20 protein-coding genes are annotated in these 22,837 nt (G+C 54.8%); 8 read left to right on the plus strand and 12 right to left on the minus strand.

Annotated elements, in window-relative coordinates; all coding sequences use genetic code 11:
- On the minus strand, window positions 1-1,140 hold the full coding sequence (locus ABTW00_RS02385; RefSeq protein ID WP_064541696.1) for an efflux RND transporter periplasmic adaptor subunit: 1,140 nt from the start codon (window positions 1,138-1,140) through the stop codon (window positions 1-3).
- Window positions 1,141-1,501: 361 nt separating this feature from the next.
- Here ABTW00_RS02385 and envR point away from each other — a divergent pair, with 361 nt between their 5' ends.
- Window positions 1,502-2,155: an acrEF/envCD operon transcriptional regulator gene (envR, locus tag ABTW00_RS02390; RefSeq protein WP_271447035.1), complete on the plus strand. Its 654-nt coding sequence runs from the start codon at window positions 1,502-1,504 to the stop codon at window positions 2,153-2,155.
- 129 nt (window positions 2,156-2,284) lie between these two features.
- On the opposite strand, the gene fis is transcribed toward envR, so the two are convergent.
- The 11 genes from fis to acuI form a co-directional block, all read right to left on the minus strand.
- Window positions 2,285-2,581: a DNA-binding transcriptional regulator Fis gene (gene fis / locus ABTW00_RS02395; protein WP_000462905.1), complete on the minus strand. Its 297-nt coding sequence runs from the start codon at window positions 2,579-2,581 to the stop codon at window positions 2,285-2,287.
- A 24-nt stretch (window positions 2,582-2,605) separates the two neighbouring features.
- A complete protein-coding gene (gene dusB, locus ABTW00_RS02400; RefSeq protein WP_064541703.1) occupies window positions 2,606-3,571 on the minus strand; it encodes a tRNA dihydrouridine synthase DusB in 966 nt (321 codons plus the stop codon).
- A gap of 361 nt (window positions 3,572-3,932) precedes the next feature.
- Window positions 3,933-4,814, minus strand: a complete 882-nt coding sequence (prmA, locus tag ABTW00_RS02405; protein ID WP_433638630.1) for a 50S ribosomal protein L11 methyltransferase — start codon at window positions 4,812-4,814, stop codon at window positions 3,933-3,935.
- Window positions 4,815-4,825: 11 nt separating this feature from the next.
- Window positions 4,826-6,277, minus strand: a complete 1,452-nt coding sequence (panF, locus tag ABTW00_RS02410; RefSeq protein WP_064541708.1) for a sodium/pantothenate symporter — start codon at window positions 6,275-6,277, stop codon at window positions 4,826-4,828.
- Complete coding sequence (locus tag ABTW00_RS02415) at window positions 6,267-6,512, minus strand: YhdT family protein (RefSeq protein WP_064541711.1); 246 nt, start codon at window positions 6,510-6,512, stop codon at window positions 6,267-6,269. Before ABTW00_RS02415 ends, panF begins: the two co-directional genes overlap by 11 nt.
- Before the next feature lie 110 nt (window positions 6,513-6,622).
- Window positions 6,623-7,972 carry an acetyl-CoA carboxylase biotin carboxylase subunit gene (accC, locus tag ABTW00_RS02420; protein WP_064541714.1) on the minus strand — a complete coding sequence of 450 codons (1,350 nt, stop codon included), beginning with the start codon at window positions 7,970-7,972 and terminating at the stop codon, window positions 6,623-6,625.
- A gap of 11 nt (window positions 7,973-7,983) precedes the next feature.
- A complete protein-coding gene (accB, locus tag ABTW00_RS02425; protein WP_064541717.1) occupies window positions 7,984-8,445 on the minus strand; it encodes an acetyl-CoA carboxylase biotin carboxyl carrier protein in 462 nt (153 codons plus the stop codon).
- 22 nt (window positions 8,446-8,467) lie between these two features.
- Entirely contained in the window at window positions 8,468-8,920 is a 453-nt protein-coding gene (aroQ, locus tag ABTW00_RS02430) for a type II 3-dehydroquinate dehydratase (RefSeq protein WP_064541720.1), read from the minus strand.
- A gap of 234 nt (window positions 8,921-9,154) precedes the next feature.
- Complete coding sequence (gene msrQ, locus ABTW00_RS02435) at window positions 9,155-9,754, minus strand: protein-methionine-sulfoxide reductase heme-binding subunit MsrQ (RefSeq protein ID WP_433638634.1); 600 nt, start codon at window positions 9,752-9,754, stop codon at window positions 9,155-9,157.
- Window positions 9,754-10,752: a protein-methionine-sulfoxide reductase catalytic subunit MsrP gene (gene msrP / locus ABTW00_RS02440; protein ID WP_065356172.1), complete on the minus strand. Its 999-nt coding sequence runs from the start codon at window positions 10,750-10,752 to the stop codon at window positions 9,754-9,756. Before msrP ends, msrQ begins: the two co-directional genes overlap by 1 nt.
- Before the next feature lie 77 nt (window positions 10,753-10,829).
- Window positions 10,830-11,804, minus strand: a complete 975-nt coding sequence (gene acuI / locus ABTW00_RS02445; RefSeq protein ID WP_433638638.1) for an acrylyl-CoA reductase (NADPH) — start codon at window positions 11,802-11,804, stop codon at window positions 10,830-10,832.
- A 216-nt stretch (window positions 11,805-12,020) separates the two neighbouring features.
- Here acuI and csrD point away from each other — a divergent pair, with 216 nt between their 5' ends.
- The 7 genes from csrD (at window position 12,021) to yhdP (ending at window position 22,769) form a co-directional block, all read left to right on the plus strand.
- Window positions 12,021-13,961, plus strand: coding sequence for an RNase E specificity factor CsrD (csrD, locus tag ABTW00_RS02450; RefSeq protein ID WP_064541732.1), 1,941 nt, complete (start codon window positions 12,021-12,023; stop codon window positions 13,959-13,961).
- 305 nt (window positions 13,962-14,266) lie between these two features.
- Window positions 14,267-15,310, plus strand: a complete 1,044-nt coding sequence (gene mreB / locus ABTW00_RS02455) for a rod shape-determining protein MreB (RefSeq protein WP_000913396.1) — start codon at window positions 14,267-14,269, stop codon at window positions 15,308-15,310.
- Window positions 15,311-15,379: 69 nt separating this feature from the next.
- A complete protein-coding gene (gene mreC, locus ABTW00_RS02460) occupies window positions 15,380-16,387 on the plus strand; it encodes a rod shape-determining protein MreC (RefSeq protein WP_064541735.1) in 1,008 nt (335 codons plus the stop codon).
- Window positions 16,387-16,875: a rod shape-determining protein MreD gene (mreD, locus tag ABTW00_RS02465; RefSeq protein ID WP_433638654.1), complete on the plus strand. Its 489-nt coding sequence runs from the start codon at window positions 16,387-16,389 to the stop codon at window positions 16,873-16,875. Before mreC ends, mreD begins: the two co-directional genes overlap by 1 nt.
- Before the next feature lie 7 nt (window positions 16,876-16,882).
- On the plus strand, window positions 16,883-17,476 hold the full coding sequence (locus tag ABTW00_RS02470; protein WP_064541742.1) for a Maf family protein: 594 nt from the start codon (window positions 16,883-16,885) through the stop codon (window positions 17,474-17,476).
- Window positions 17,466-18,935, plus strand: a complete 1,470-nt coding sequence (gene rng, locus ABTW00_RS02475; RefSeq protein WP_064541745.1) for a ribonuclease G — start codon at window positions 17,466-17,468, stop codon at window positions 18,933-18,935. Before ABTW00_RS02470 ends, rng begins: the two co-directional genes overlap by 11 nt.
- Window positions 18,936-18,968: 33 nt before the next feature.
- Window positions 18,969-22,769: an AsmA2 domain-containing protein YhdP gene (gene yhdP / locus ABTW00_RS02480; RefSeq protein ID WP_065356169.1), complete on the plus strand. Its 3,801-nt coding sequence runs from the start codon at window positions 18,969-18,971 to the stop codon at window positions 22,767-22,769.
- Window positions 22,770-22,837: the final 68 nt, after the last annotated feature.

Consider the following 22,837-nt stretch of genomic DNA (forward strand, 5'->3'; position numbering starts at 1 on the left):
TTATTGCGCAGCCGGAGCCGCGGTATCCTCTTCTGCCTTCACGGTCGCGCCTGGGCGCACTTTCTGTAGCCCACTGACGATGACTTTATCGCCGGACTTCAGGCCACTGGTGATCAGCCACTGGTCGCCAACAGCCTGCGCGGCCACAACGTTACGGGTTTCCACCTGATTTTTGTCATTGACCAGCAGCACGGTGGCATCGCCACGCGGCGTACGGGTGACGCCTTGCTGAGGAACCAGCATTGCGCTTGGATTTACCCCTTCATCGATACGTGCTCGCACAAACATGCCCGGCAGCAGCGTATGCTGTGGATTAGGGAAGATGGCGCGCAGGGTGATGGAGCCGGTGCTTTCATCTACGGTGACGTCGGAGAATTGCAGAGACCCTTTCAGGGCGTAGGGCTGACCATTTTCCATCACTAACTGGACGCTCTTCGCATCACCGCCCTGTTGCAGGCTCTCCTGCTTCAGGCGCATAAAATCGCTGCTGGACTGAGTTACGTCGACGTAAATCGGATCGAGCTGCTGTACCGTCGCCATCGCGTTGGACTGCCCGTTGGTTACCAGCGCGCCTTCCGTTACGCTGGACTTGCCGATGCGGCCAGTGATAGGGGAGGTCACTTTGGTATAGGCTAGATTGATGCGAGCGCTCTCAACGGCCGCTTTTGCTGCCATGACGTCGGCATCGGCCTGACGTGCGGTCGCGACCGCCTGATCGTAATCCTGCTGACTGATGTACTTCGTACCCAGCAGTGGGACATAGCGTTTTACCGTCAGATGAGCGATGGCTGCGGCGGCCTCCGCTTTTGACTCATCGCCTCTGGCGCTGTCATAAGCGGCCTGGTAGGTCGCTGGGTCAATTTGGTACAGGGATTGCCCTGCTTCAACGTCACTACCTTCCACAAAGTTACGCTTCAGAATGATACCGCTGACCTGTGGGCGAACCTCAGCGACGCGGAACGCAGAGGTGCGGCCCGGCAATTCTGTGATGATGGAGAGCGGCGCATTGTTCACGACATGAACAGTAACCTGGGGCATGGGGGCATGCGCTTGCTGATTGCCTGAATCATCGCAGCCGCTTAATAATGCCGCAGAGATAATTAGGCTGGTTAAGAGTGTAACTCTGGCGTGGCTCGTCATTGCGGTTCCTTATAGATTGATAGCCCGATTTGACTACAAATCTGAGAAAGAAAGGGTGAATAAAAAACAGTTCGTTATCCTACAAATAAACAACGATGGATGTAAGGGATAGTTATTTTGGAGTGGATGCTAAAGGCACGGAAACACAAAAAAAGCAGGATTGGAGAATAAACGAGGGCAAACCTCAGAAGATAATATTCATACAGTGAATGGTAATTCAGCAAAGCATACATTTACTATATTTATTTGTTTTTTGGTGAGTATCAAACTTTTTGGTAAATACAGCAGTTATTCTGAATGATAGATTGAATAGAGTAATATAAATTATTCATCGTTCATCCAGCGCTAAGCGATACATTCCATGGCAAGAAAAACGAAAGAAGAGGCGCTCAAGACGCGTCAAATGCTGCTTGACGCAGCGATTGAACAGTTTGCGCTGCGCGGCGTCAGCAACACCACGCTGACCGATATTGCCGATGCTGCTGGCGTAACGCGGGGGGCGGTTTACTGGCATTTTTCAAGTAAGAGTGAATTATTTAATGCGATGTGGCAGGAGCAACTCCCACTGCGTGATTTAATTCATCATAAATTGAAACAAATAGAGTGTGGGAATCCATTATTGGATTTGAGGAATAAGTTTGTATTAGGTTTGCAATATATCGCGGAAACGCCTCGCCAGCGTGCTTTGATGCAAATTCTGTATCATAAGTGTGAATTTAATAGCGACATGATGTCTGAATATGAAATCAGAAAGAAAATAGGCTTTGGCTATGATACTGTTCGCGATATATTGCAGGGGTGTGTGCGTAACCAGATATTACCTAAAGATACAAATATTGAGATTATATTAATCGTTTTATATAGCGCGTTTAGCGGTTTGATTAAAAACTGGTTAATGGCGCCACAGCAGTTTGATCTCTACCAACAAGCGCCGCTGCTGGTCGACAATCTGATGTCCGCGGTTTGTGCTCAAAGTCTATGGTCCGCTCGGCCTGCGCTGGTGGTCAATCAGTAGTCTGGTGGACATCTATTTTCCTATCCGGGCGTGACGCCGCGTCTCTTCTGCAACGTAGCACAGGCAATAAAAAAGGCGCTTCCCCATGCCGAGTAGCGCCTTCAAAATCAAGCAATTAACTGACTAGTATCAGTTCATGCCGTATTTTTTCAGTTTCTTACGCAGAGTACCGCGGTTGATGCCCATCATCAGGGCAGCGCGGGTCTGGTTACCACGGGTGTATTGCATCACCATGTCCAACAGGGGCTGTTCTACTTCAGCCAGTACCAGCTCATACAGGTCATTAACGTCCTGACCGTTCAGTTGAGCAAAATAGTTCTTCAGTGCCTGTTTAACCGAGTCACGCAGGGGTTTTTGGGTTACCTGATCCTGAGAGTTAACGGTAGAAACGGTCAGTACGTCAGAATTTACGCGTTGTTCGAACATAGTTCTGTCAGCTCTTTATTTCTATTACGCAAAATTTTCGAAGTATGCCTCCAACGCCTCCAGCTGTTCGCTGGCATCCTCAATGGCGTTGAATGTGCGCCGAAACTGGTCATTTGGAGCGTGCTCCTGGAGATACCAGGAGACGTGTTTCCGCGCGATTCGGTACCCTTTTGCCTGACCATAAAAGTCATGCAGTTCCCGAACGTGCGCACAAAGCAAGCGCTTCACCTCTGCCAGAGGCAGTGGAGGCAGCAGCTCCCCAGTGTCCAGATAATGCTGGATTTCCCGAAAGATCCAGGGTCTTCCCTGAGCCGCACGTCCTATCATCAGGGCATCAGCCCCCGTATAGTCGAGTACAGCTCTGGCTTTAAGCGGGTCAGTAATGTCGCCATTCGCGATAATCGGAATGGAAACGTTCTGCTTAACTGTCCGAATGCTGTCGTACTCAGCGTCTCCGTTAAACAAGCAGGCGCGGGTGCGTCCGTGAATAGTCAGAGCCTGAATGCCACAGTCTTCAGCCAGTTGGGCAATTTCTACACAGTTACGGTGCTCAGGAGCCCAGCCAGTGCGAATCTTAAGTGTGACAGGAACGTCCACCGCCTTAACAACCGCGTTCAGGATAGCCTTCACCTGATCCGGGTATTGCAGTAGGGCTGAACCTGCTAGCTTGCGATTCACCTTTTTTGCCGGACAGCCCATATTAATATCAATAATCTGGGCGCCGCTTTCCACATTAATGCGGGCGGCTCCGGCCATCTCTTCAGGATCGCTACCGGCGATTTGCACGGTACGAATACCTGGTTCATCCACGTGCACCATACGTAACCGAGATTTATCGCTCTCCCACACCTGCGGGTTGGAGGACATCATCTCTGATACGGTTAAGCCTGCTCCCATCTCGTAGCACAACGTCCGGAATGGTCTGTCAGTGATGCCAGCCATGGGCGCTGCGATCAGGCGATTTCTGAGCTGGTGTTGTCCGATACGCATGAGTTAAGAAATGACCATACTGTGACTGCAAGGCGGCGTATATTACGCATTTTTTGCACGAGATGAAAGGCCAAACTTTGAGCAATCAGATGTTGTAGATCAATGAATCTCAGTACTGAAAGCGAATCGACGATAAATTCCCATATTAATCATCTAATTAAATAAAAGTGAATGTTTTGTGCGCATTCAGAAAATCATCAAACTTCTCTCGCATTCTTACGTATCGGCGAGCGCTTGAACGATAAAATGATGATTTAATGAACAATATTGGTTCTATAAATGCGATCTGTCTCGCATTTATGAGGGGGATAAAACGCTCGGCTAGGGGAAAATGCGGCCAGTAGGCCGCATTCAGAGACGATTATTTTTTGCGGCCCGTAATACGGCACCACTCTTCTTTTTCGACGACGGCGTCGAGGTCGAAGAGGTCGGCATACGCTTCGCAGACGCTTTCCGCCTGGCTAGCCAGGATGCCTGACAGGCCCAGCAGGCCGCCTGTAACCGGCAGCACGCTGATTAACGGAGCCAGTTCACGTAACGGGCCGGCCAGGATGTTGGCGACTACCACATCGGCTTTCATGGCTTCTGGCTGGTTCTGCGGTAGATACAGCTCCAGGCGTTCGGAAACGCCGTTACGCTGGGCATTGTCGCGGCTGGCCTGAATGGCCTGCGGATCGATATCGATCCCGATAGCTTTCGCGGCGCCCAGCTTTAGCGCAGCGATCGCGAGGATCCCCGAACCGCAGCCGAAGTCGATTACCGTTTTGCCCGCCAGATCCAGACCGTCCAGCCACTGCAGGCACAGCGAGGTGGTCGGGTGGGTACCGGTACCGAAGGCCAGGCCCGGGTCAAGCATCACGTTGACCGCGTTCTCATCCGGCACCTCACGCCAGCTTGGGCAGATCCACAGACGCTCGCCAAAGCGCATCGGGTGGAAGTTGTCCATCCACTCGCGCTCCCAGTCTTTATCTTCGAGCTGCTCGATTTTATGCGCAAAACCCGCACCCAGCAGCGGATGCTGCTCAAGCAGGGAAACCACCTCTTTCATGTCGGTTTCTGCATCGAACAGGCCAATAACGTCGGTATCGCCCCACAGGCGAGTTTCACCCGGCAGCGGCTCGAAGACCGGCGTGTCATGCGTATCCTGGAAGGTGATGGAGACCGAACCGGCCTCCATCAGCGCATCGCTAAGATCTTCGGCATTGGCGCCGGTTGTGTTCAGTTTCAGTTGGATCCACGGCATGGCAAAACTCTTTATTTATCAGTAGAAATTACGGCTGCCTGCGGTGCAGGTTGACCAAAACGGTTCCCCACCACAAACGCCAGCAAACTTAGCAGTAACGAAGGCACTATCGGATGGAAGCCCAGATACTGAATATTAAACGTCGCCAGCACGGCATACAGCACGCCACCGACGATCATCCCGCTCAGCGCCCCGGCTGCATTGGCGCGCTCCCAATACAGGCCTAACACCAACGGCCACAGGAATACGGCTTCAAGCCCGCCAAAGGCCAGCAGGTTTAGCCAGATGATCATTTCAGGCGGGCGCCAGGCGGCCAGCAGCAGCAATGCGCCCAGAATAAGCGTAATAGCTGCCGACATGCGCTTCAGACGACGCTCATTCTGCATCTGTTCCGGATGCAGGTTCAAATAGAGATCTTTGATGATCGTAGCGGAACTTTGCAGCAATTGGGCATTAATTGTCGACATAATTGCCGCCATCGGCGCCGCCAGGAAGATCCCCGCCGCGAAGGGGGGAAGCACTTTCACCATCAGCGTGGGAATGACCAGATCCGGCACCGTGAGGTCCGGAATAACCGCGCGTCCCAGCGCGCCGGCAAGGTGCATGCCAAACATCAGGATGGCAACGACGATCGTCCCGATAATAATGCCCCGGTGCACCGCCTTGCTGTCTTTATAAGAGATACAGCGTACCGCCGTGTGCGGCAAACCGATAACCCCAAAGCAGACCAGCACCCAGAACGAGGTCATAAAGGTTGGCGACAGAATATCATCCGCCCCCTGTGGTGAAACGAGTTTCGGGTCAATCGCTTCCAGGGTTTGCACCGCGTGGCTCAACCCGCCCGCCGCATGCACAATACCAACCAGCAGGACGATGGTGCCGATAAGCATCACCAGACCCTGCATGGTGTCGTTCAGCACGCTGGCGCGAAAGCCGCCGAAAGCGGTGTACAGCGCAATACTGATACCAAAGATGAGCAGGCCGGTTTCATAGGGGATCCCTGCGGCGGTTTCCAGCAGACGCGCGCCGCCAATAAACTGGACGGTCATCGCGCCGACAAAGGCAACCAGCAGGCTCAGGCTCGCCAGCCAGACCACCAGGCGACTCTGGTAGCGGGCAAACAGCATATCGTTGAGCGTCACAGCGTTATAGCGACGAGCAAGGATAGCGAACTTTTTGCCCAATACCCCCAGCGACAGCCAGACGGCAGGTAGCTGAATCATCGCCAGCAGCACCCATCCAAGCCCGTACTTATAAGCCGCGCCCGGCCCGCCGATAAACGAACTGGCGCTGATATAGGTGGCCGTGAGCGTCATGGCAAGGACGATGCCTCCCATTGAGCGGCTACCGAGAAAATACTCATTGAGGAAGTTTCCGGTCGCTCGTTTACGCATGGCGTAAATCGACAGACCAAAAACGACAATCAGATAGGCGATAAGCGGCAGAATGACTTCAAGCTGCATGGTCGTCATCCTCCAGCGGAATATCACGATAGATAAATTTCACCATCGCCCAGCACAACAAAATAAATACCAGCGGTATCAGCAGGCAGGCCATCTCAAACCAGTGCGGCAGGCCCGTGAAGCCTTGAACAGAGTTTGGTATGTAAGCGCTCGCCAACCACGCAGCAAGATAGAGAAGGGTTAGCCACAGCGCCCAGCGCGCCTCTTTGTGGGCCTGAACAAAACGTTTGTCCATTTTTTGTCCCTTGTGGATGAAGAAAGCGGGGATTGTACCGCAAGGAAAAGATGAGGGGAGAGAAAAAGAAAAAAGGCCGGAAAATCCGGCCTTTTGCTGCGAGAACAGGATTATTTTTCCTGCAATCCGAGTTTTTTCTCCAGATAGTGGATATTGGTACCACCATGCTGGAAGTTCTCGTCGCTCATAATGCGCATCTGCAGATCAACGTTGGTTTTGATACCGTCGATGATCAGCTCCTGCAGCGCATTCTTCATGCGAGCGATTGCCACGTCACGGGTCTCACCGTAGCAGATGAGTTTGCCGATCATTGAGTCATAGTACGGCGGTACGGTGTAGCCGGCGTAGATATGAGATTCCCAACGAACGCCAAAGCCGCCCGGCGCGTGGAAGCGGGTGATTTTACCCGGGCTTGGCAGGAAGGTGTCCGGGTCTTCGGCGTTGATACGGCATTCCACCGCGTGGCCGCGAACCTGTACTTCTTCTTGCTTGATGGACAGCGGCTGACCGGCAGCGATACGCAGCTGCTCTTTGATCAGGTCGACGCCGGTGATCATCTCGGTAACCGGGTGCTCTACCTGAATACGGGTGTTCATTTCAATGAAGTAGAACTCACCGTTTTCAAACAGGAACTCGAAAGTACCCGCGCCGCGGTAGCCGATATCCACGCACGCTTTCGCGCAGCGTTCGCCGATGTAGCGACGCAGTTCTGGGGTAATGCCTGGTGCCGGCGCTTCTTCAACGACTTTCTGGTGACGACGCTGCATGGAGCAGTCACGTTCAGCCAGATAGATAGCATTGCCCTGGCCATCAGCCAGTACCTGGATCTCGACGTGGCGAGGATTTTCCAGGTATTTTTCCATGTACACCATGTCATTGTTGAAAGCAGACTTCGCTTCCGCTTTGGTCATGGCAATGGACTGCGCCAGGTCGGCGTCGCTGCGCACAACGCGCATACCGCGACCGCCGCCGCCGCCGGAGGCTTTGATGATAACCGGGTAGCCGATGCGTTTCGCATGTGCGCGGTTAGCGTCCATGTCGTCGCCCAGCGGGCCGTCAGAGCCCGGAACGGTCGGTACGCCTGCTTTCTTCATCGCGGTGATCGCAGACACTTTGTCGCCCATCAGGCGGATGGTGTCGGCTTTCGGGCCGATGAAGATAAAGCCAGAACGTTCAACCTGCTCGGCAAAATTGGCGTTCTCAGAGAGGAAGCCATAGCCTGGGTGAATCGCCACTGCCCCGGTGATCTCAGCTGCGCTGATGATAGCCGGGATGTTCAGATAGCTTTTTACGGACGGAGCCGGGCCGATACAGACCGTCTCATCCGCCAGCAGTACGTGTTTTAAATCGCGATCCGCAGTGGAGTGCACGGCGACGGTCTTGATGCCCAGTTCTTTACAGGCACGAAGAATACGCAGTGCGATCTCGCCGCGGTTAGCGATGACAATTTTATCCAGCATCTTCGCCTCGTTTACTCGATGACGACCAGAGGCTCGTCAAATTCAACCGGCTGACCGCTTTCTACCAGGATTGCTTTCACAGTCCCTGCTTTGTCAGCTTCAATCTGGTTCATCATTTTCATCGCTTCAACGATGCACAGGGTGTCGCCCACGTTAACTTTCTGACCAACTTCCACGAATGCTTTAGCATCCGGGCCTGGAGTGCGATAGAAAGTACCAACCATCGGGGAACGTACGATGTGACCACTGATTTCAGCTTTTGCCGGAGCTTCAGCTGCGGCTGGTGCGGCTGCCGCGACAGGTGCCTGCTGTTGCACAACAGGCGCTGCATAAGCCTGCTGCATCACTGGAATACCGGTGTTCGGCGCCGTGCGGCTGATGCGCACAGACTCTTCGCCTTCAGAAATTTCCAGTTCGTTGATGCCAGACTCTTCGACCAGCTCGATCAGTTTTTTAATCTTACGAATATCCATGAGTGGGTTCCGTACTCTTTGTTTAGTTTGATTGTGACAGGCGTTTTACCGCCGTCTGTAAAGCGTATGAATAGCCGTCAGCCCCGAGCCCGCAGATAACGCCGGAAGCGATATCAGACAGATACGAATGATGACGGAATGGTTCGCGCGCATGGACATTGCTGAGATGAATCTCGATAAACGGGATGCTCACCGACAGCAACGCATCGCGAAGGGCAACGCTCGTGTGCGTGAACGCGGCCGGATTGATCAGGATATAGTCAATATTGTCTTTAGCCTGATGAATACGGTCGATGAGGACGTACTCGGCGTTGGATTGCAGGCTGTCGAGCGTGACGTTCAAGGCTTCAGCTTCCGCGGTTAAGCGGCTTACGATCTGGGAAAGCGTCAGCGTGCCGTACTTCTCTGGCTCACGGGTGCCTAACATATTCAGGTTCGGGCCGTTCAAAAGCAAAATGCGGAACTTGTCAGTCATTGTGCTGCTATCTCCTGCAATTCTCGGGTAAAAAACAAAATATACCTTCGATGCGCGATTGTCACCTTTTCAGAGGCTGAAAACCCCCGTCAGGAAAACCAAGGTCGCACATTATAACTATTTCGTAGCATTTGGCAGCTAAATACTGGTCTTATCAGGGAAGATTATCAACCGCTATCGTGTAAAGAACGTCTGACTATAAGTGAATTGTGGTAAACCGCACATATCGCGACATCATCGCCACCATTGGCGAAACTTCTTGTAGCGACAGGCTAAAAGCACGATCGCGCAACCGGCATAGATGAGCGGTTGCGGTGAGATAATCTTCACCGACCACAGGTAATGTATCGGTGCAAGGATCGCGACAAGATAGACGAAGTTATGCAAAAGCTGCCAACGGCGTCCCAGTTTTCGTTGCATGGCCTGCGTTGAGGTCACAGCCAGCGCCAACAGGATAAGCCAGCAGGCTAATCCCAGCAGTAAATAGGGGCGAGTCACGATTTCGTGTCCCAATAGCGACAGATTCTGGATCCCCAGTTCCAGCACGCTGTAGCTGGTGAGGTGAATTGTCGCCCAGGTGAAACACCATAGCCCTAACAACCGACGCGTGCGAATCAGCAACGGCTGTTTAGCGTAGCGCGCCAGCGGGGTGACCAACAAGGTCGCCAGCAGCAATTTCAGAGCCATCCTACCGGTAAAGTGCTGAATATCCTTTACCGGATCGGCGCTGAGCTGTCCTTGCGAGACCGCCCAGAACAGCCAGACAAACGGTAAAAATGCGGCAAAATGCAGGAAAACTTTCAGCCAGGTTATCTGTTTAGCCGTTAAGCGCATTAAAAATTCTCCCGCAGATTCATCCCGCGATAAAGCGAGGCCACCTCATCGGCGTAGCCGTTAAACAGCAGCGTCGGTTGGCGCTGTACGTCGAGAATACCGCCAGAACCGATAAATCGTTCCGTTGCCTGAGACCAGCGTGGATGATCGACATGCGGGTTCACGTTGGCGTAAAAACCGTATTCGTCAGGAGCCGCCAGGTTCCAGGTGGTATCGGGGCGATCGCGGGTGAGCGTAATACTGACAATCGACTTAATGCCTTTAAAGCCGTACTTCCATGGCACCGTCAGGCGGATCGGCGCGCCGTTTTGCGGTGGCAACGCTTTGCCGTAAACGCCCACGGTGAGCAGCGTCAGCGGATTCATCGCTTCGTCGAGACGCAACCCTTCTATATAAGGATATGCCAGGCCGCCGCCGATAAAGCGATCCTTCTGCCCAGGCATAGTTTCTGGCGAGTAGAGGGTTTTAAAAGCCACATATTTCGCGTTGCTGGTGGGTTCGACGGCAGCCAGCAGCTTATGCAGCGGGAAGCCAATCCACGGCACCACCATCGACCACGCCTCCACGCAGCGCATTCGATAAATTCGTTCTTCCAGCGGAAAACGTTTGGTCAGGTCATCATGATCGAGCGTTAACGGTTTCGCCACCTCGCCACCAATTGTGAGTTTCCAGGGATTGGTCTGTAAACTGCCGGCGTTAGCCGCCGGATCGGCCTTATCTAACCCAAATTCATAAAAGTTGTTGTAGCCGGTGACTTTATTTTCTGGCGTCAGCGTCAGTTTGCTTTGCCATTGGGCGGGTTTATCAAAGGTAAGCGGCGCGCCTGAGGGGGCGGCAGGACGGTCATTGCCTTTAAACCAGTCCGTCAGACTGGAGGCGTGCAGGGGAAGTGAGGCGGCAGCGGTGCCAATGCCTAACATTTTCAACACCTGGCGGCGTTTGAGCATAAACACGGACTCGGCCGTGACGTCTGCTTCAGTCAGTTTTTTGCGATTCATAATGCTCTCCGTCATGCTTTTTTCTAAGCATGACGGAGGCCTGACATTAATGCGAATATGTCACGAAAAATTGCATTTTAGGCGATTTTGACCAGCGTACGGCCCTGAATCTGGTTGTTAATGATTTTGTCGGCAAATGCGGGCGCCTGGTCGAGGCTAATTTCCGTTGCGCTTTGGTGATAGAACGTTTCCGGCAGGTCCGCCACCAGACGTTTCCACGCTTCGGCGCGGCGTGCCGCTGGCGTCATGACGGAGTCGACGCCCTGCAGACGCACGTTACGCAGGATAAACGGCATGACGGTGGTCGGCAGCGCAAAACCGCCAGCCAGGCCGCAGGCTGCGACGCAACCGCCGTAATTCATCTGCGCCAGCACCTTGGTCAACACTTTGTCACCCACGGTATCTACCGCACCGGCCCAGACCTGTTTTTCCAGCGGACGGGTTTCGGCAAATTCGTCACGGCCCAGAATGCGGCTCGCGCCCAGCGCGCGCAGATAATCATGAGTGCTTTCGCGTCCGGAAACGGCGGCAACCTGATAACCCAGCTTATGCAGCAGCGCTATCGCGGTGCTGCCTACGCCGCCGCTGGCGCCGGTCACCACGATCTCGCCATCTTCCGGGCGCACGCCAGCGTCTTCCAGCGCCATCACGCACAGCATTGCGGTAAAGCCCGCGGTGCCGATAATCATGGCCTTACGCCCGTCCAGACCTGCCGGCAGCGGTACCAGCCAGTCACCGTTGACACGTGCGCGTTCGGACAGCCCGCCCCAATGATTTTCGCCGACGCCCCAGCCGGTCAGCAGCACCTGCTGACCCGTCGTGAAGCGGGGATCGTCACTGTGATGAACCGTACCGGCAAAGTCGATACCCGGCACCATCGGGAAGTTGCGGATAATTTTCCCTTTACCGGTGATGGCGAGCGCATCTTTATAGTTCAAGCTGGACCACTGGATGTCGACGGTGACGTTGCCCTGCGGCAGCAGACTGTCATCAACGGCCTTCACTGCGGCGAGGGTTTTGCCATCCTGCTGTTCTAAGATGAGTGCCTGCATAACCTTTCCTTACATGGTCTGATAGTGAAAAAATTTACCGGGGACTATACTCGCTTATCATCATTTGATATCGATTTGGCGCAATAAATTGCCAGATCCGCCAGGTTTGGTAGTATGCCAGCCTGGTTTGATATGTTAGTGCTTACTTCTTGTAAGACACGGACGCTGGCACCCGGCCTCTGTCGGGGATGATTAACCCACGGAGTTAACTCAGGGATGCGATTAACGACGAAGTTCTCAGCCTTTTTTACGCTCTTAACCGGGCTTACCATCTTTGTGACGTTAATTGGCTCCTCACTGAGTTTCTATAACGGCATACAGTATAAGATAGCCACTCGCGTGCAGGCCGTCGCGACCGTGCTGGATAATCGACTGGTCAACAGCTCGTTTGAAACGCTCGACTACCAGCTCGATGAAATCATGGTGCCGCTCGACATCGTGCGTATCGACTTTACCCTGAACGACAAATCACTGTTCCACCATACCCGCAACAGTAGTTATCTGCCGATGGGGAGCCACTATCAGTATCGCGAAATAACGGTGGCGTCGCTCAAGCATCCCGGTATGAAGATTCACCTGGTGTATCAGGATCCGATGGCCAACTATTTCCGCTCGCTGATGACCACCGCGCCTTTGACCATCACAATTGCCTTTATGGTGCTGGTGGTCTTTGTTGCTGTGCGCTGGCTGCGACGACAACTGGCGGGGGAAGAGTTGCTGGAGATGCGCGCTACGCGAATTCTTAACGGCGAGCGCGGGGCGAAAGCGAAGGGGACTATCCACGAATGGCCAGCGCGAACCAGTTCGGCGCTGGATACGCTGCTGTCGGAGATTCAGTTTGCCGGCGAACAGCGCAGCCGGCTGGATACGCTGATTCGCTCTTATGCCGCGCAGGATTCAAAAACCGGCCTGAGCAACCGTCAGTTCTTCGATAGCCAGTTGGCGACGCTGCTTGACGATCAGGAGAACGTCGGCGCACACGGCATCGTTATGATGATCCGCCTGCCGGACTTCGACTTCCTGCGCGACAACTGGGGCCGCGCGGCGGCAGAGGAGCACGTCTTCACGCTGATTAACCTGCTCTCTACCTTTATTATGCGCTATCCCGGTGCGCTGCTGGCGCGCTACCGCCGCAGCGACTTTACCGTTCTACTGCCGCATCGTACGCTGAAAGAGGCCGACAGCATTGCCGGACAGCTATTAAAAGCTATCGACGGTCTGCCGCTGGCTAAAATTCTCGATCGCGATGACATGATGCATATTGGCATTTGTGCCTGGCGCAGCGGGCAAACCACCGAGCAGGTGATGGAGCACGCCGAAGCGGCGGTACGTAATGCCGTATTGCAGGGCAGCAATAGCTGGGCCATTTATGATGATTCACTACCGGAGAAAGGGCGTGGCAACGTGCGCTGGCGTACCCTTATTGAGCAAATGCTCAGTCGCGGCGGCCCGCGTTTGTATCAAAAGCCCGCCGTCACCCTCGATGGCACCGTGCACCACCGCGAGCTTATATGTCGGATCTTCGATGGCAAAGAAGAGGTGATTGCCGCCGAGTATCTGCCAATGGTGCTGGAGTTTGGTCTGGGCGAAGAGTACGACCGCCAGCAGATTACCCGTCTGCTTCCTTTCCTCGGATTTTGGCCGCAGGAAAACCTGGCGATTCAGGTCACCGTAGAGTCATTGATCCGCCCGCGTTTTCAGCGCTGGCTGCGTGACGTACTGATGCAGTGCGAAAAATCGCATCGTCGACGGATTATTTTTGAACTTGCAGAGGTAGATGTCTGTCAACATATGACGCGTCTCCAGCCCGTCGTGCGTTTAATTCATGCGTTAGGCGTTCGGGTCGCGGTTACGCAGGCGGGGTTAGCCCTTGTCAGCACCAGTTGGATTAAGCAGCTTGAGATTGAACTGATTAAGATCGATCCGGTGCTGGTGCGTGACATTGAAAAGCGTAGCCAGAACCAGCTGCTGGTACAAAGCCTGGTAGAGGCCTGTAAAGGAACATCAATCCAGGTATTTGCCGCCGGTGTACGCAGCCGCAGTGAATGGCAGGCGCTGACAGAATGCGGAGTTTTCGGCGGTCAGGGGGATTTTTTTGCCTCTTCCCAGCCACTTGACGCAAATGTGAAAAAATATTCGCAAAGATATTCGGTTTGACCTGCTGTTTAACGTGTTTATCACGTAGAATAACGCGCGCGGTTTTTTCCGGGAGTGTGCATGTCTGCTCGCCGGGGGAAACGACGCATCACGCATGTGACGACCTTTGACAGGTACAAATCCAGGATGGAGCGGCAGTGAGTCTCCCTGCACTGAAGGAGTCAGGTTGGATTTGTAACAAAGGTAACGAACTGCACTAATTTTCACCGTTGCAGATGATTTTTGCGCCTTGTCGCTGCTGCGTGTGGTTGGTAAAGTAAGCGGATTTTATTTTTCCGCCCCAGCTTTCAGGATTATCCCTTAGTATGTTGAAAAAATTTCGTGGCATGTTTTCCAATGACCTGTCCATTGACCTGGGTACCGCGAATACCCTGATTTACGTAAAAGGACAAGGCATCGTATTGAATGAGCCTTCCGTGGTCGCCATTCGTCAGGATCGTGCCGGTTCACCGAAAAGCGTGGCCGCCGTAGGTCATGACGCAAAACAGATGCTGGGCCGTACGCCGGGCAACATCGCGGCTATTCGTCCGATGAAAGACGGCGTTATCGCTGACTTCTTCGTGACTGAAAAAATGCTCCAGCACTTCATCAAACAGGTTCACAGCAACAGCTTTATGCGCCCAAGCCCGCGCGTACTGGTCTGTGTACCGGTTGGCGCAACGCAGGTTGAACGTCGTGCGATCCGTGAATCCGCTCAGGGCGCAGGCGCCCGTGAAGTGTTCCTGATTGAAGAGCCGATGGCTGCTGCAATTGGTGCAGGCCTGCCTGTTTCTGAAGCCACTGGCTCCATGGTGGTTGATATCGGTGGTGGTACCACTGAAGTGGCCGTTATCTCCCTGAACGGCGTGGTTTACTCCTCTTCTGTACGTATCGGTGGTGACCGCTTCGACGAAGCTATCATCAACTACGTTCGCCGTAACTACGGCTCTCTGATCGGTGAAGCAACCGCAGAACGTATCAAGCACGAAATTGGCTCCGCTTATCCGGGTGACGAAGTGCGTGAGATCGAAGTGCGTGGCCGTAACCTGGCAGAAGGCGTTCCGCGTGGCTTCACGCTGAATTCCAACGAAATTCTCGAAGCGCTGCAGGAGCCGCTGACCGGCATCGTGAGCGCAGTGATGGTTGCACTGGAACAGTGCCCGCCAGAACTGGCTTCCGACATCTCCGAGCGCGGTATGGTTCTGACCGGTGGTGGCGCGCTGCTGCGCAACCTCGACCGCCTGTTAATGGAAGAAACCGGTATTCCAGTTGTCGTTGCTGAAGATCCGCTGACCTGCGTAGCGCGTGGCGGCGGCAAGGCGCTGGAAATGATCGACATGCACGGCGGCGACTTGTTTAGCGAAGAGTAGTCAGCATGAGGTTCAGGGTAGCCAGAAAGGCTACCCTCAATTTCACTGACACGAGAATACGCATAGCCTATGAAGCCCATTTTTAGCCGTGGCCCGTCGCTGCAGATTCGCCTTATTCTGGCGGTGCTGGTGGCGCTGGGTGTCATTATCGCCGACAGCCGCCTGGGTATGTTCAGTCAAATCCGAACGTACATGGATACTGCCGTCAGTCCTTTCTACTTTGTTTCTAATGGTCCCCGTGAACTGCTCGATAGCGTCTCGCAAACGCTGGCTTCACGCGACCAGCTCGAGCTTGAAAACCGTGCATTACGCCAGGAGCTGCTGCTGAAAAACAGCGACCTGCTGATGCTGGGTCAGTACAAACAAGAAAATGCCCGTTTACGTGAGCTGTTAGGTTCACCGCTGCGCCAGGACGAACAGAAAATGGTGACGCAGGTGATCTCAACGGTAAACGATCCCTACAGCGACCAGGTGGTTATCGACAAAGGCAGCGTGAACGGTGTTTACGAAGGCCAGCCGGTGATCAGCGACAAAGGCGTTGTGGGTCAGGTTGTGGCCGTCGCCAAACTCACCAGCCGCGTGCTGCTGATTTGCGATGCCACCCACGCGCTGCCTATTCAGGTGCTGCGTAACGATATCCGCGTGATTGCCGCCGGTAACGGCTGCACCGACGATCTCCAACTGGAGCATCTGCCTGCCAACACCGACATTCGTGTGGGCGACGTGCTGGTGACATCTGGCCTGGGCGGGCGTTTCCCGGAAGGTTATCCGGTGGGCGTTGTGTCTTCGGTTAAGCTGGACACCCAGCGTGCATATACCGTGATTCAGGCTCGCCCAACCGCGGGCCTTCAGCGTCTGCGCTATCTGCTGTTGCTGTGGGGTGCCGATCGTAACGGCACTAACCCGATGACCCCGGAAGAGGTGCATCGCGTGGCCAACGAACGTTTGATGCAGATGATGCCTCAAGTGCTGCCGTCGCCTGATGCGATGGGGCCACAGTTGCCTGCACCGGCAACCGGAATTGCTACTCCGCCTGCGGTTACGCCGCCACCGCCATCCTCCGCAGGAGGGCAATAGTGGCAAGTTACCGCAGCCAGGGACGATGGGTCATCTGGCTCTCGTTTCTTATCGCACTGTTGCTACAGGTTATGCCCTGGCCGGACGACCTCACGGTTTTTCGGCCAAACTGGGTGCTGCTCATTCTGCTGTACTGGTCGCTGGCGCTGCCGCATCGGGTGAATGTTGGCACGGGGTTCGTGATGGGTGCCATACTGGATCTGATCAGTGGTTCAACGCTTGGCGTGCGCGCGCTGTCGTTGAGCATTGTGGCGTATCTGGTGGCGCTGAAGTATCAACTGTTCCGTAACCTGGCGCTCTGGCAGCAGGCGCTGGTGGTTATGTTGCTCTCGCTCGCCACGGATATTATTGTTTTCTGGGCAGAGTTTTTAGTGATCAACGTCTCTTTCCGACCTGAAGTGTTCTGGAATAGTGTAGTAAACGGCGTGCTCTGGCCGTGGATATTTCTTCTGATGCGTAAAGTTCGCCAGCAATTTGCCGTTCAATAAGGTCGTTATGGTATCTCTCTATCTTGCTTCTGGTTCCCCGCGTCGTCAGGAACTGCTCACTCAGTTAGGTGTAACCTTTGAGAAAGTGGTCCCGGGTATTGAAGAAGTGCGCCGTCCTCATGAGGATGCGCCGCACTATGTGGCGCGACTGGCGCGCGAGAAAGCGCAGGCGGGCGTTGCCTTAGCCCGCGAGGATCTCCCGGTTTTGGGGGCGGATACCATTGTTATCCTCAACGGTGAAGTGCTGGAGAAACCGCGCGATGAAGCCCATGCGGCAGCGATGTTGCGTAAGCTTTCGGGAAATACCCATCAGGTGATGACCGCCGTTGCGCTGGCCGATAGCCAGCAAACGCTCGACTGTCTGGTGGTCACTGAGGTGACCTTCCGGATGCTCTCTGATGACGATATCGCAGCGTATGTTGCGAGCGGAGAACCTTTAGATAAAGCAGGTGCATACGGTATTCAAGGGTTGGGTGGCTGTTTTGTCAGGAAGATAAATGGCAGCTATCACGCCGTAGTCGGCTTACCGCTGGTGGAAACGTATGAGTTGCTGAGTAACTTTAACTCGCTACGTGAAAAAAGGGATAAACATGACGGCTGAATTATTAGTGAACGTGACGCCATCGGAGACGCGGGTGGCGTACATCGATGGCGGCATTTTGCAGGAAATTCATATTGAGCGTGAAGCGCGACGCGGAATAGTAGGCAATATCTACAAAGGTCGTGTCAGTCGGGTCTTGCCGGGTATGCAGGCGGCTTTTGTAGATATTGGTCTGGATAAGGCGGCGTTTCTGCACGCTTCCGATATCATGCCGCATACCGAATGTGTGGCCGGTGAAGAACAAAAACAGTTCACCGTCCGCGATATCTCTGAACTGGTACGTCAGGGTCAGGATCTGATGGTACAGGTGGTGAAAGATCCGCTGGGTACCAAAGGCGCGCGTCTGACCACCGATATCACCTTACCGTCCCGCTATCTGGTCTTTATGCCCGGCGCTTCTCACGTCGGCGTCTCTCAGCGTATTGAAAGCGAAGCCGAACGCGACCGCTTAAAGAAGGTGGTGGCCGATTACTGCGATGAGCAGGGCGGCTTTATCATCCGTACCGCCGCTGAAGGGGTGTGCGAAGAGGATTTAGCCTCTGATGCCGCCTACCTCAAGCGCGTATGGACCAAAGTGATGGAGCGTAAAAAACGCCCACAGACCCGCTACCAGATGTACGGCGAGCTGGCGCTGGCGCAGCGTGTGCTTCGTGACTTTGCTGACGCGCAGCTCGATAAAATTCGCGTGGATTCCCGTTTAACCTACGAAGCGTTAATGGAATTCACGGCTGAATATATGCCTGAAATGACCAGTAAGCTTGAGCACTATAGCGGTCGCCAGCCTATCTTCGATCTCTTCGACGTTGAGAATGAAATCCAGCGCGCGCTGGAGCGTAAAGTTGAACTTAAGTCAGGCGGCTATCTGGTTATCGACCAGACCGAAGCGATGACTACCGTGGATATCAATACCGGGGCTTTTGTCGGCCACCGTAATCTTGATGACACCATTTTCAACACCAACATTGAAGCCACCCAGGCGATTGCCCGTCAGCTGCGTTTGCGGAATCTCGGCGGCATTATCATCATCGACTTTATCGATATGAATAATGAAGATCACCGCCGCCGTGTGCTGCACTCGTTGGAGCAGGCGCTGAGTAAAGACAGGGTCAAAACCAGCGTGAACGGCTTCTCGCCGCTGGGACTGGTAGAGATGACCCGTAAACGTACGCGTGAGAGCGTTGAACATGTGCTGTGCACCGAGTGCCCGACCTGCCATGGTCGCGGTACGGTAAAAACCGTTGAAACGGTATGCTATGAAATCATGCGTGAAATCGTTCGCGTTCATCACGCCTACGACTCCGATCGCTTCCTGGTCTATGCTTCTCCTTCGGTAGCCGAAACGCTGAAGGGCGAAGAGTCCCATGCGCTGGCGGAAGTGGAGATCTTTGTGGGTAAGCAGGTCAAAGTACAGATTGAACCGCTCTATAACCCGGAGCAGTTTGATGTGGTCATGATGTAACAACGCAGCCTGCTGCGACCCAAGGAGAGATGCGTGAGGCGATTGCCGGGGATTTTACTGCTCACCGTTGCCACACTGGTTGTTGTTGTCGCGCTGCTGGTGAGCGGCCTGCGTCTGGCTTTGCCGCATCTGGATAAATGGCGTCCGGCACTGCTGAGCAAAATTGAAACGGCGACCGGGCTGCCGGTCTCCGCTTCGCAAATCCAGGCCAGCTGGCAGAATTTTGGTCCGACGCTTGACGTTCGCGATATCAAAGCCGGGCTCAATGATGGCGGCGAACTCTCTATCAAACGCGCCTCCATGGCGCTGGACGTTTGGCAAAGTCTGCTGCACATGCGTTGGCAGTTCCGCGAGCTGACCTTCTGGCAGCTGCAAATTCACACCAACACGCCGCTGCAGAAAAACGATAGCGGCGATGGCCTGAAGGGCGATCGTATCGGCGATCTCTTCCTGCGTCAGTTCGATCACTTCACCTTACGCGATAGCCATCTCAGCTTCCTGACCCTCTCCGGCCAGCGTGCCGAACTGGCGGTGCCGCAGCTGACGTGGGTGAATGACAAAAACCGTCACCGTGCCGAAGGCGAGCTGAGCCTTTCCAGCCTGACCGGGCAGCACGGGGTGATGAAAGTGCGCATGGATCTGCGTGATGAAAACGGCCTTCTAAACAAAGGTCGCCTGTGGCTGCAGGCCGATGATATCGACGTTAAGCCGTGGCTGGGCCGCTGGATGCAGGACAATATCGCGCTGACCAGCGCCCGCTTTAGCCTTGAGGGGTGGGCGACGCTGGATAAAGGCGAAATCGCCAGCGGCGACGTGTGGTTGAAGAAGGGCGGCGCCAGCTGGCAGGGCGACCAGCAAACGCATCAGCTCTCGGTGGATAACCTCACCGCGCATCTTTCACGGGAAAAAGAGGGCTGGGAATTCCGCATTCCCGATACCCGCATCACCATTGATAATACGCCATGGCCGCGCGGCGCGCTGGCGCTGGCGTGGATCCCGGCTCAGGAAGTTGGCGGACCAGACGCTAAGCGTAGCGATGAGCTGCGCATCCGCGCCAGCCACCTGTCGCTTGCGGGGTTAAACGGTCTGCTGCCCATTGCCGAGAAGCTCTCGCCGGAAGTGGCTGATATCTGGCGCACGGCTCAACCCACCGGCATGATTGATGCTCTGGCAATGGACATTCCGCTCCAGGAAACCAACAAAACACGCTTTAACGCCAGCTGGGACAACCTCGCCTGGAAGCAGTGGAAGCTGCTGCCGGGCGCTGAACACGTTTCAGGTAGCGTCTCGGGCAGCGTTGAGAACGGCGCGCTGCACGTCGCCATGCAAAAAGCGCTGATGCCTTACGAGCACGTGTTTCGCGCGCCGCTGGAGATTGCCAACGGTGTTGCCACCCTGAATTGGGTGAACAACGACCAGGGCTTGATGCTGGACGGGCGTAATATCGACGTGCAGGCGACCGGCGTTCGTGCCGCGGGCGGCTTCCGCTATCTTCAGCCAAAAGACGATCAGCCCTGGCTTGGCATTCTCGCCGGTATCAGCACTGATGATGGCGGTCAGGCGTGGCGCTACTTCCCGGAAAACCTGATGGGCAAGAAGCTGGTTGACTACCTGAGCGGCGCGATTAAGGCCGGGAAGGCGGAAAACGCGACGTTGGTGTACGGCGGTAACCCGCACCTATTCCCCTATAAGCACAACGAAGGTCAGTTCCAGGTCTACGTTCCGTTGCACGACGCAACCTTTGCCTTCCAGCCGGACTGGCCGGCGCTGACCAATCTTGATATCGAACTGAACTTTATTAACGATGGCCTGTGGATGAAGGCGGACAAAGCGACGCTCGGCGGCGTGACCGCCAGCAATCTTGAGGCGGCCATTCCAGACTACGAAAAAGAGAAGCTGCTGATCGACGCCGATATCAACGGCCCGGGTAAGGCGGTGGGTCCGTATTTCCAGGAAACCCCCCTCCACGATTCGCTGGCGGCGGCCCTTGAAGAGTTGCAGATTGACGGTGATGTGAGTGCACGCTTACATCTTAATATCCCCCTCGACGGCGAACAGGTCACCGCTAAAGGCAAGGTGGCGCTGAATAACAACAGCCTGTTCATCAAGCCGCTGGACAGCACGCTGCATAACCTCACAGGCAAATTCAGCTTTGAAAACGGCAACCTGACCAGCGAACCGCTGACGGCAACCTGGTTTAATCAGCCGCTGAATATCGATTTCACCACCGCCGAAGGGGCGAAAGCGTATCAGGTTGGCGTGAATATGCAGGCTGATTGGCAGCCAGCGAAAATGGGCGTGCTGCCGAAACAGCTCAACGATGCGTTGAAGGGCAGCGTGCCGTGGAAAGGCAACGTGGCGATTGAGCTGCCGTATCACGGCAGCGCCACCTACAAGGTAGGCATTACCGGCGATCTGCAGAATGTGAGCAGTAACTTACCTTCGCCAGCCAACAAAACGGCGGGTCAGGCGCTGCCGCTTAAAATTGACGTCGACGGTAATCTGCGCAGTTTCGACCTGACCGGCAACGTCGGTCAAAGTAACCACATTAACAGCCGCTGGCTGCTGGGCAATAAGCTGGCGCTCCAGAGCGCCATCTGGACCTCGGACAGCCGCACGGTACCGCCGCTGCCGCAGACGCCGGGAATTGAACTCAATTTACCGCCAATGGATGGTGCGCAGTGGCTGGCGCTGTTCCAACACGGCGCGGCAGATAGCGTTAGCTCGGCAGCCTCGTTCCCGGAAAGCGTTACGCTACGTACGCCGTCGCTGACCTTTGCCGGCCAGCAGTGGAATAACCTGAGCCTGGTCTCAAAACCGACGGCTGACGGAACACGGGTGGAAGCGCAGGGCCGTGAAGTTAACGCCAGTCTGACGATGAAGAACAACTCGCCGTGGCAGGCCGCGATCCGCTATCTCTACTACAACCCTTCGGCGAATCCTCTGGCGCAAGCGGCCAGTGCTGAAAGCACGAGCGTCACAGCCAGCGGCAGCGCTATCGATTTTCGCGGTTGGCCCGATCTTCAGCTGCGCTGTGCTGAGTGCTGGCTATGGGGACAAAAATACGGGCGAATCGACGGTGATTTTAGCGTCAAAGGCGATACGCTCTCGCTGGCAAATGGGCTGGTGGATACCGGTTTTGGCCGCCTGACCGCCGATGGCGTGTGGGTGAATGCCGCTTCTGGTCAGCGGACCTCGCTGAAGGGCAAAATTCACGGTAACAACGTTGATGATGCGGTGGCCTTCTTCGGCGTTTCCACGCCAATTCGCGACGCGTCCGTTGATGTAGACTACGATTTACATTGGCGCGATAAACCATGGCAGCCGGACGTCGCTTCGCTGAACGGCATTCTCAAATCGCGCGTTAGCAAAGGGCAGTTTACTGATATCTCTACGGGCCATGCGGGGCAACTGCTGCGCCTGCTGAGCGTCGATGCGCTGCTGCGTAAGCTACGTTTTGACTTTAGCGACACGTTCAGCGACGGGTTCTACTTTGACTCTATCCGTAGTACCGCGTGGATTAAAGACGGGATCCTGAATACCGATGATACGCTGGTGGATGGCCTGGAAGCGGATATCGCCATGAAAGGTTCAGTTGATCTGGTGCGCCGACAGCTGAATATGGAAGCGATTGTTGCGCCGGAAATCTCGGCGACGGTCGGCGTGGCGACCGCTTTCGCGGTAAACCCCATTATCGGCGCGGCGGTGTTTGCCGCTACCAAGGTGCTGGGACCCTTGTGGAACAAGGTCTCGATCTTGCGCTATCGCATCACCGGCCCGATCGACAAACCACAAATTAACGAAGTGCTGCGCCAGGCGCGTAGCAATAAATAGCCGTGATTTGACGCAAGCCTTGAATTGCCTCAATCTCATACGACCAACACCCAGAATACAGGCCCGCC

Origin of the sequence: Kluyvera georgiana, assembly GCF_050990895.1 — a bacterium.
In the GTDB taxonomy this organism is placed as follows: Bacteria; Pseudomonadota; Gammaproteobacteria; order Enterobacterales; family Enterobacteriaceae; genus Kluyvera; species Kluyvera georgiana.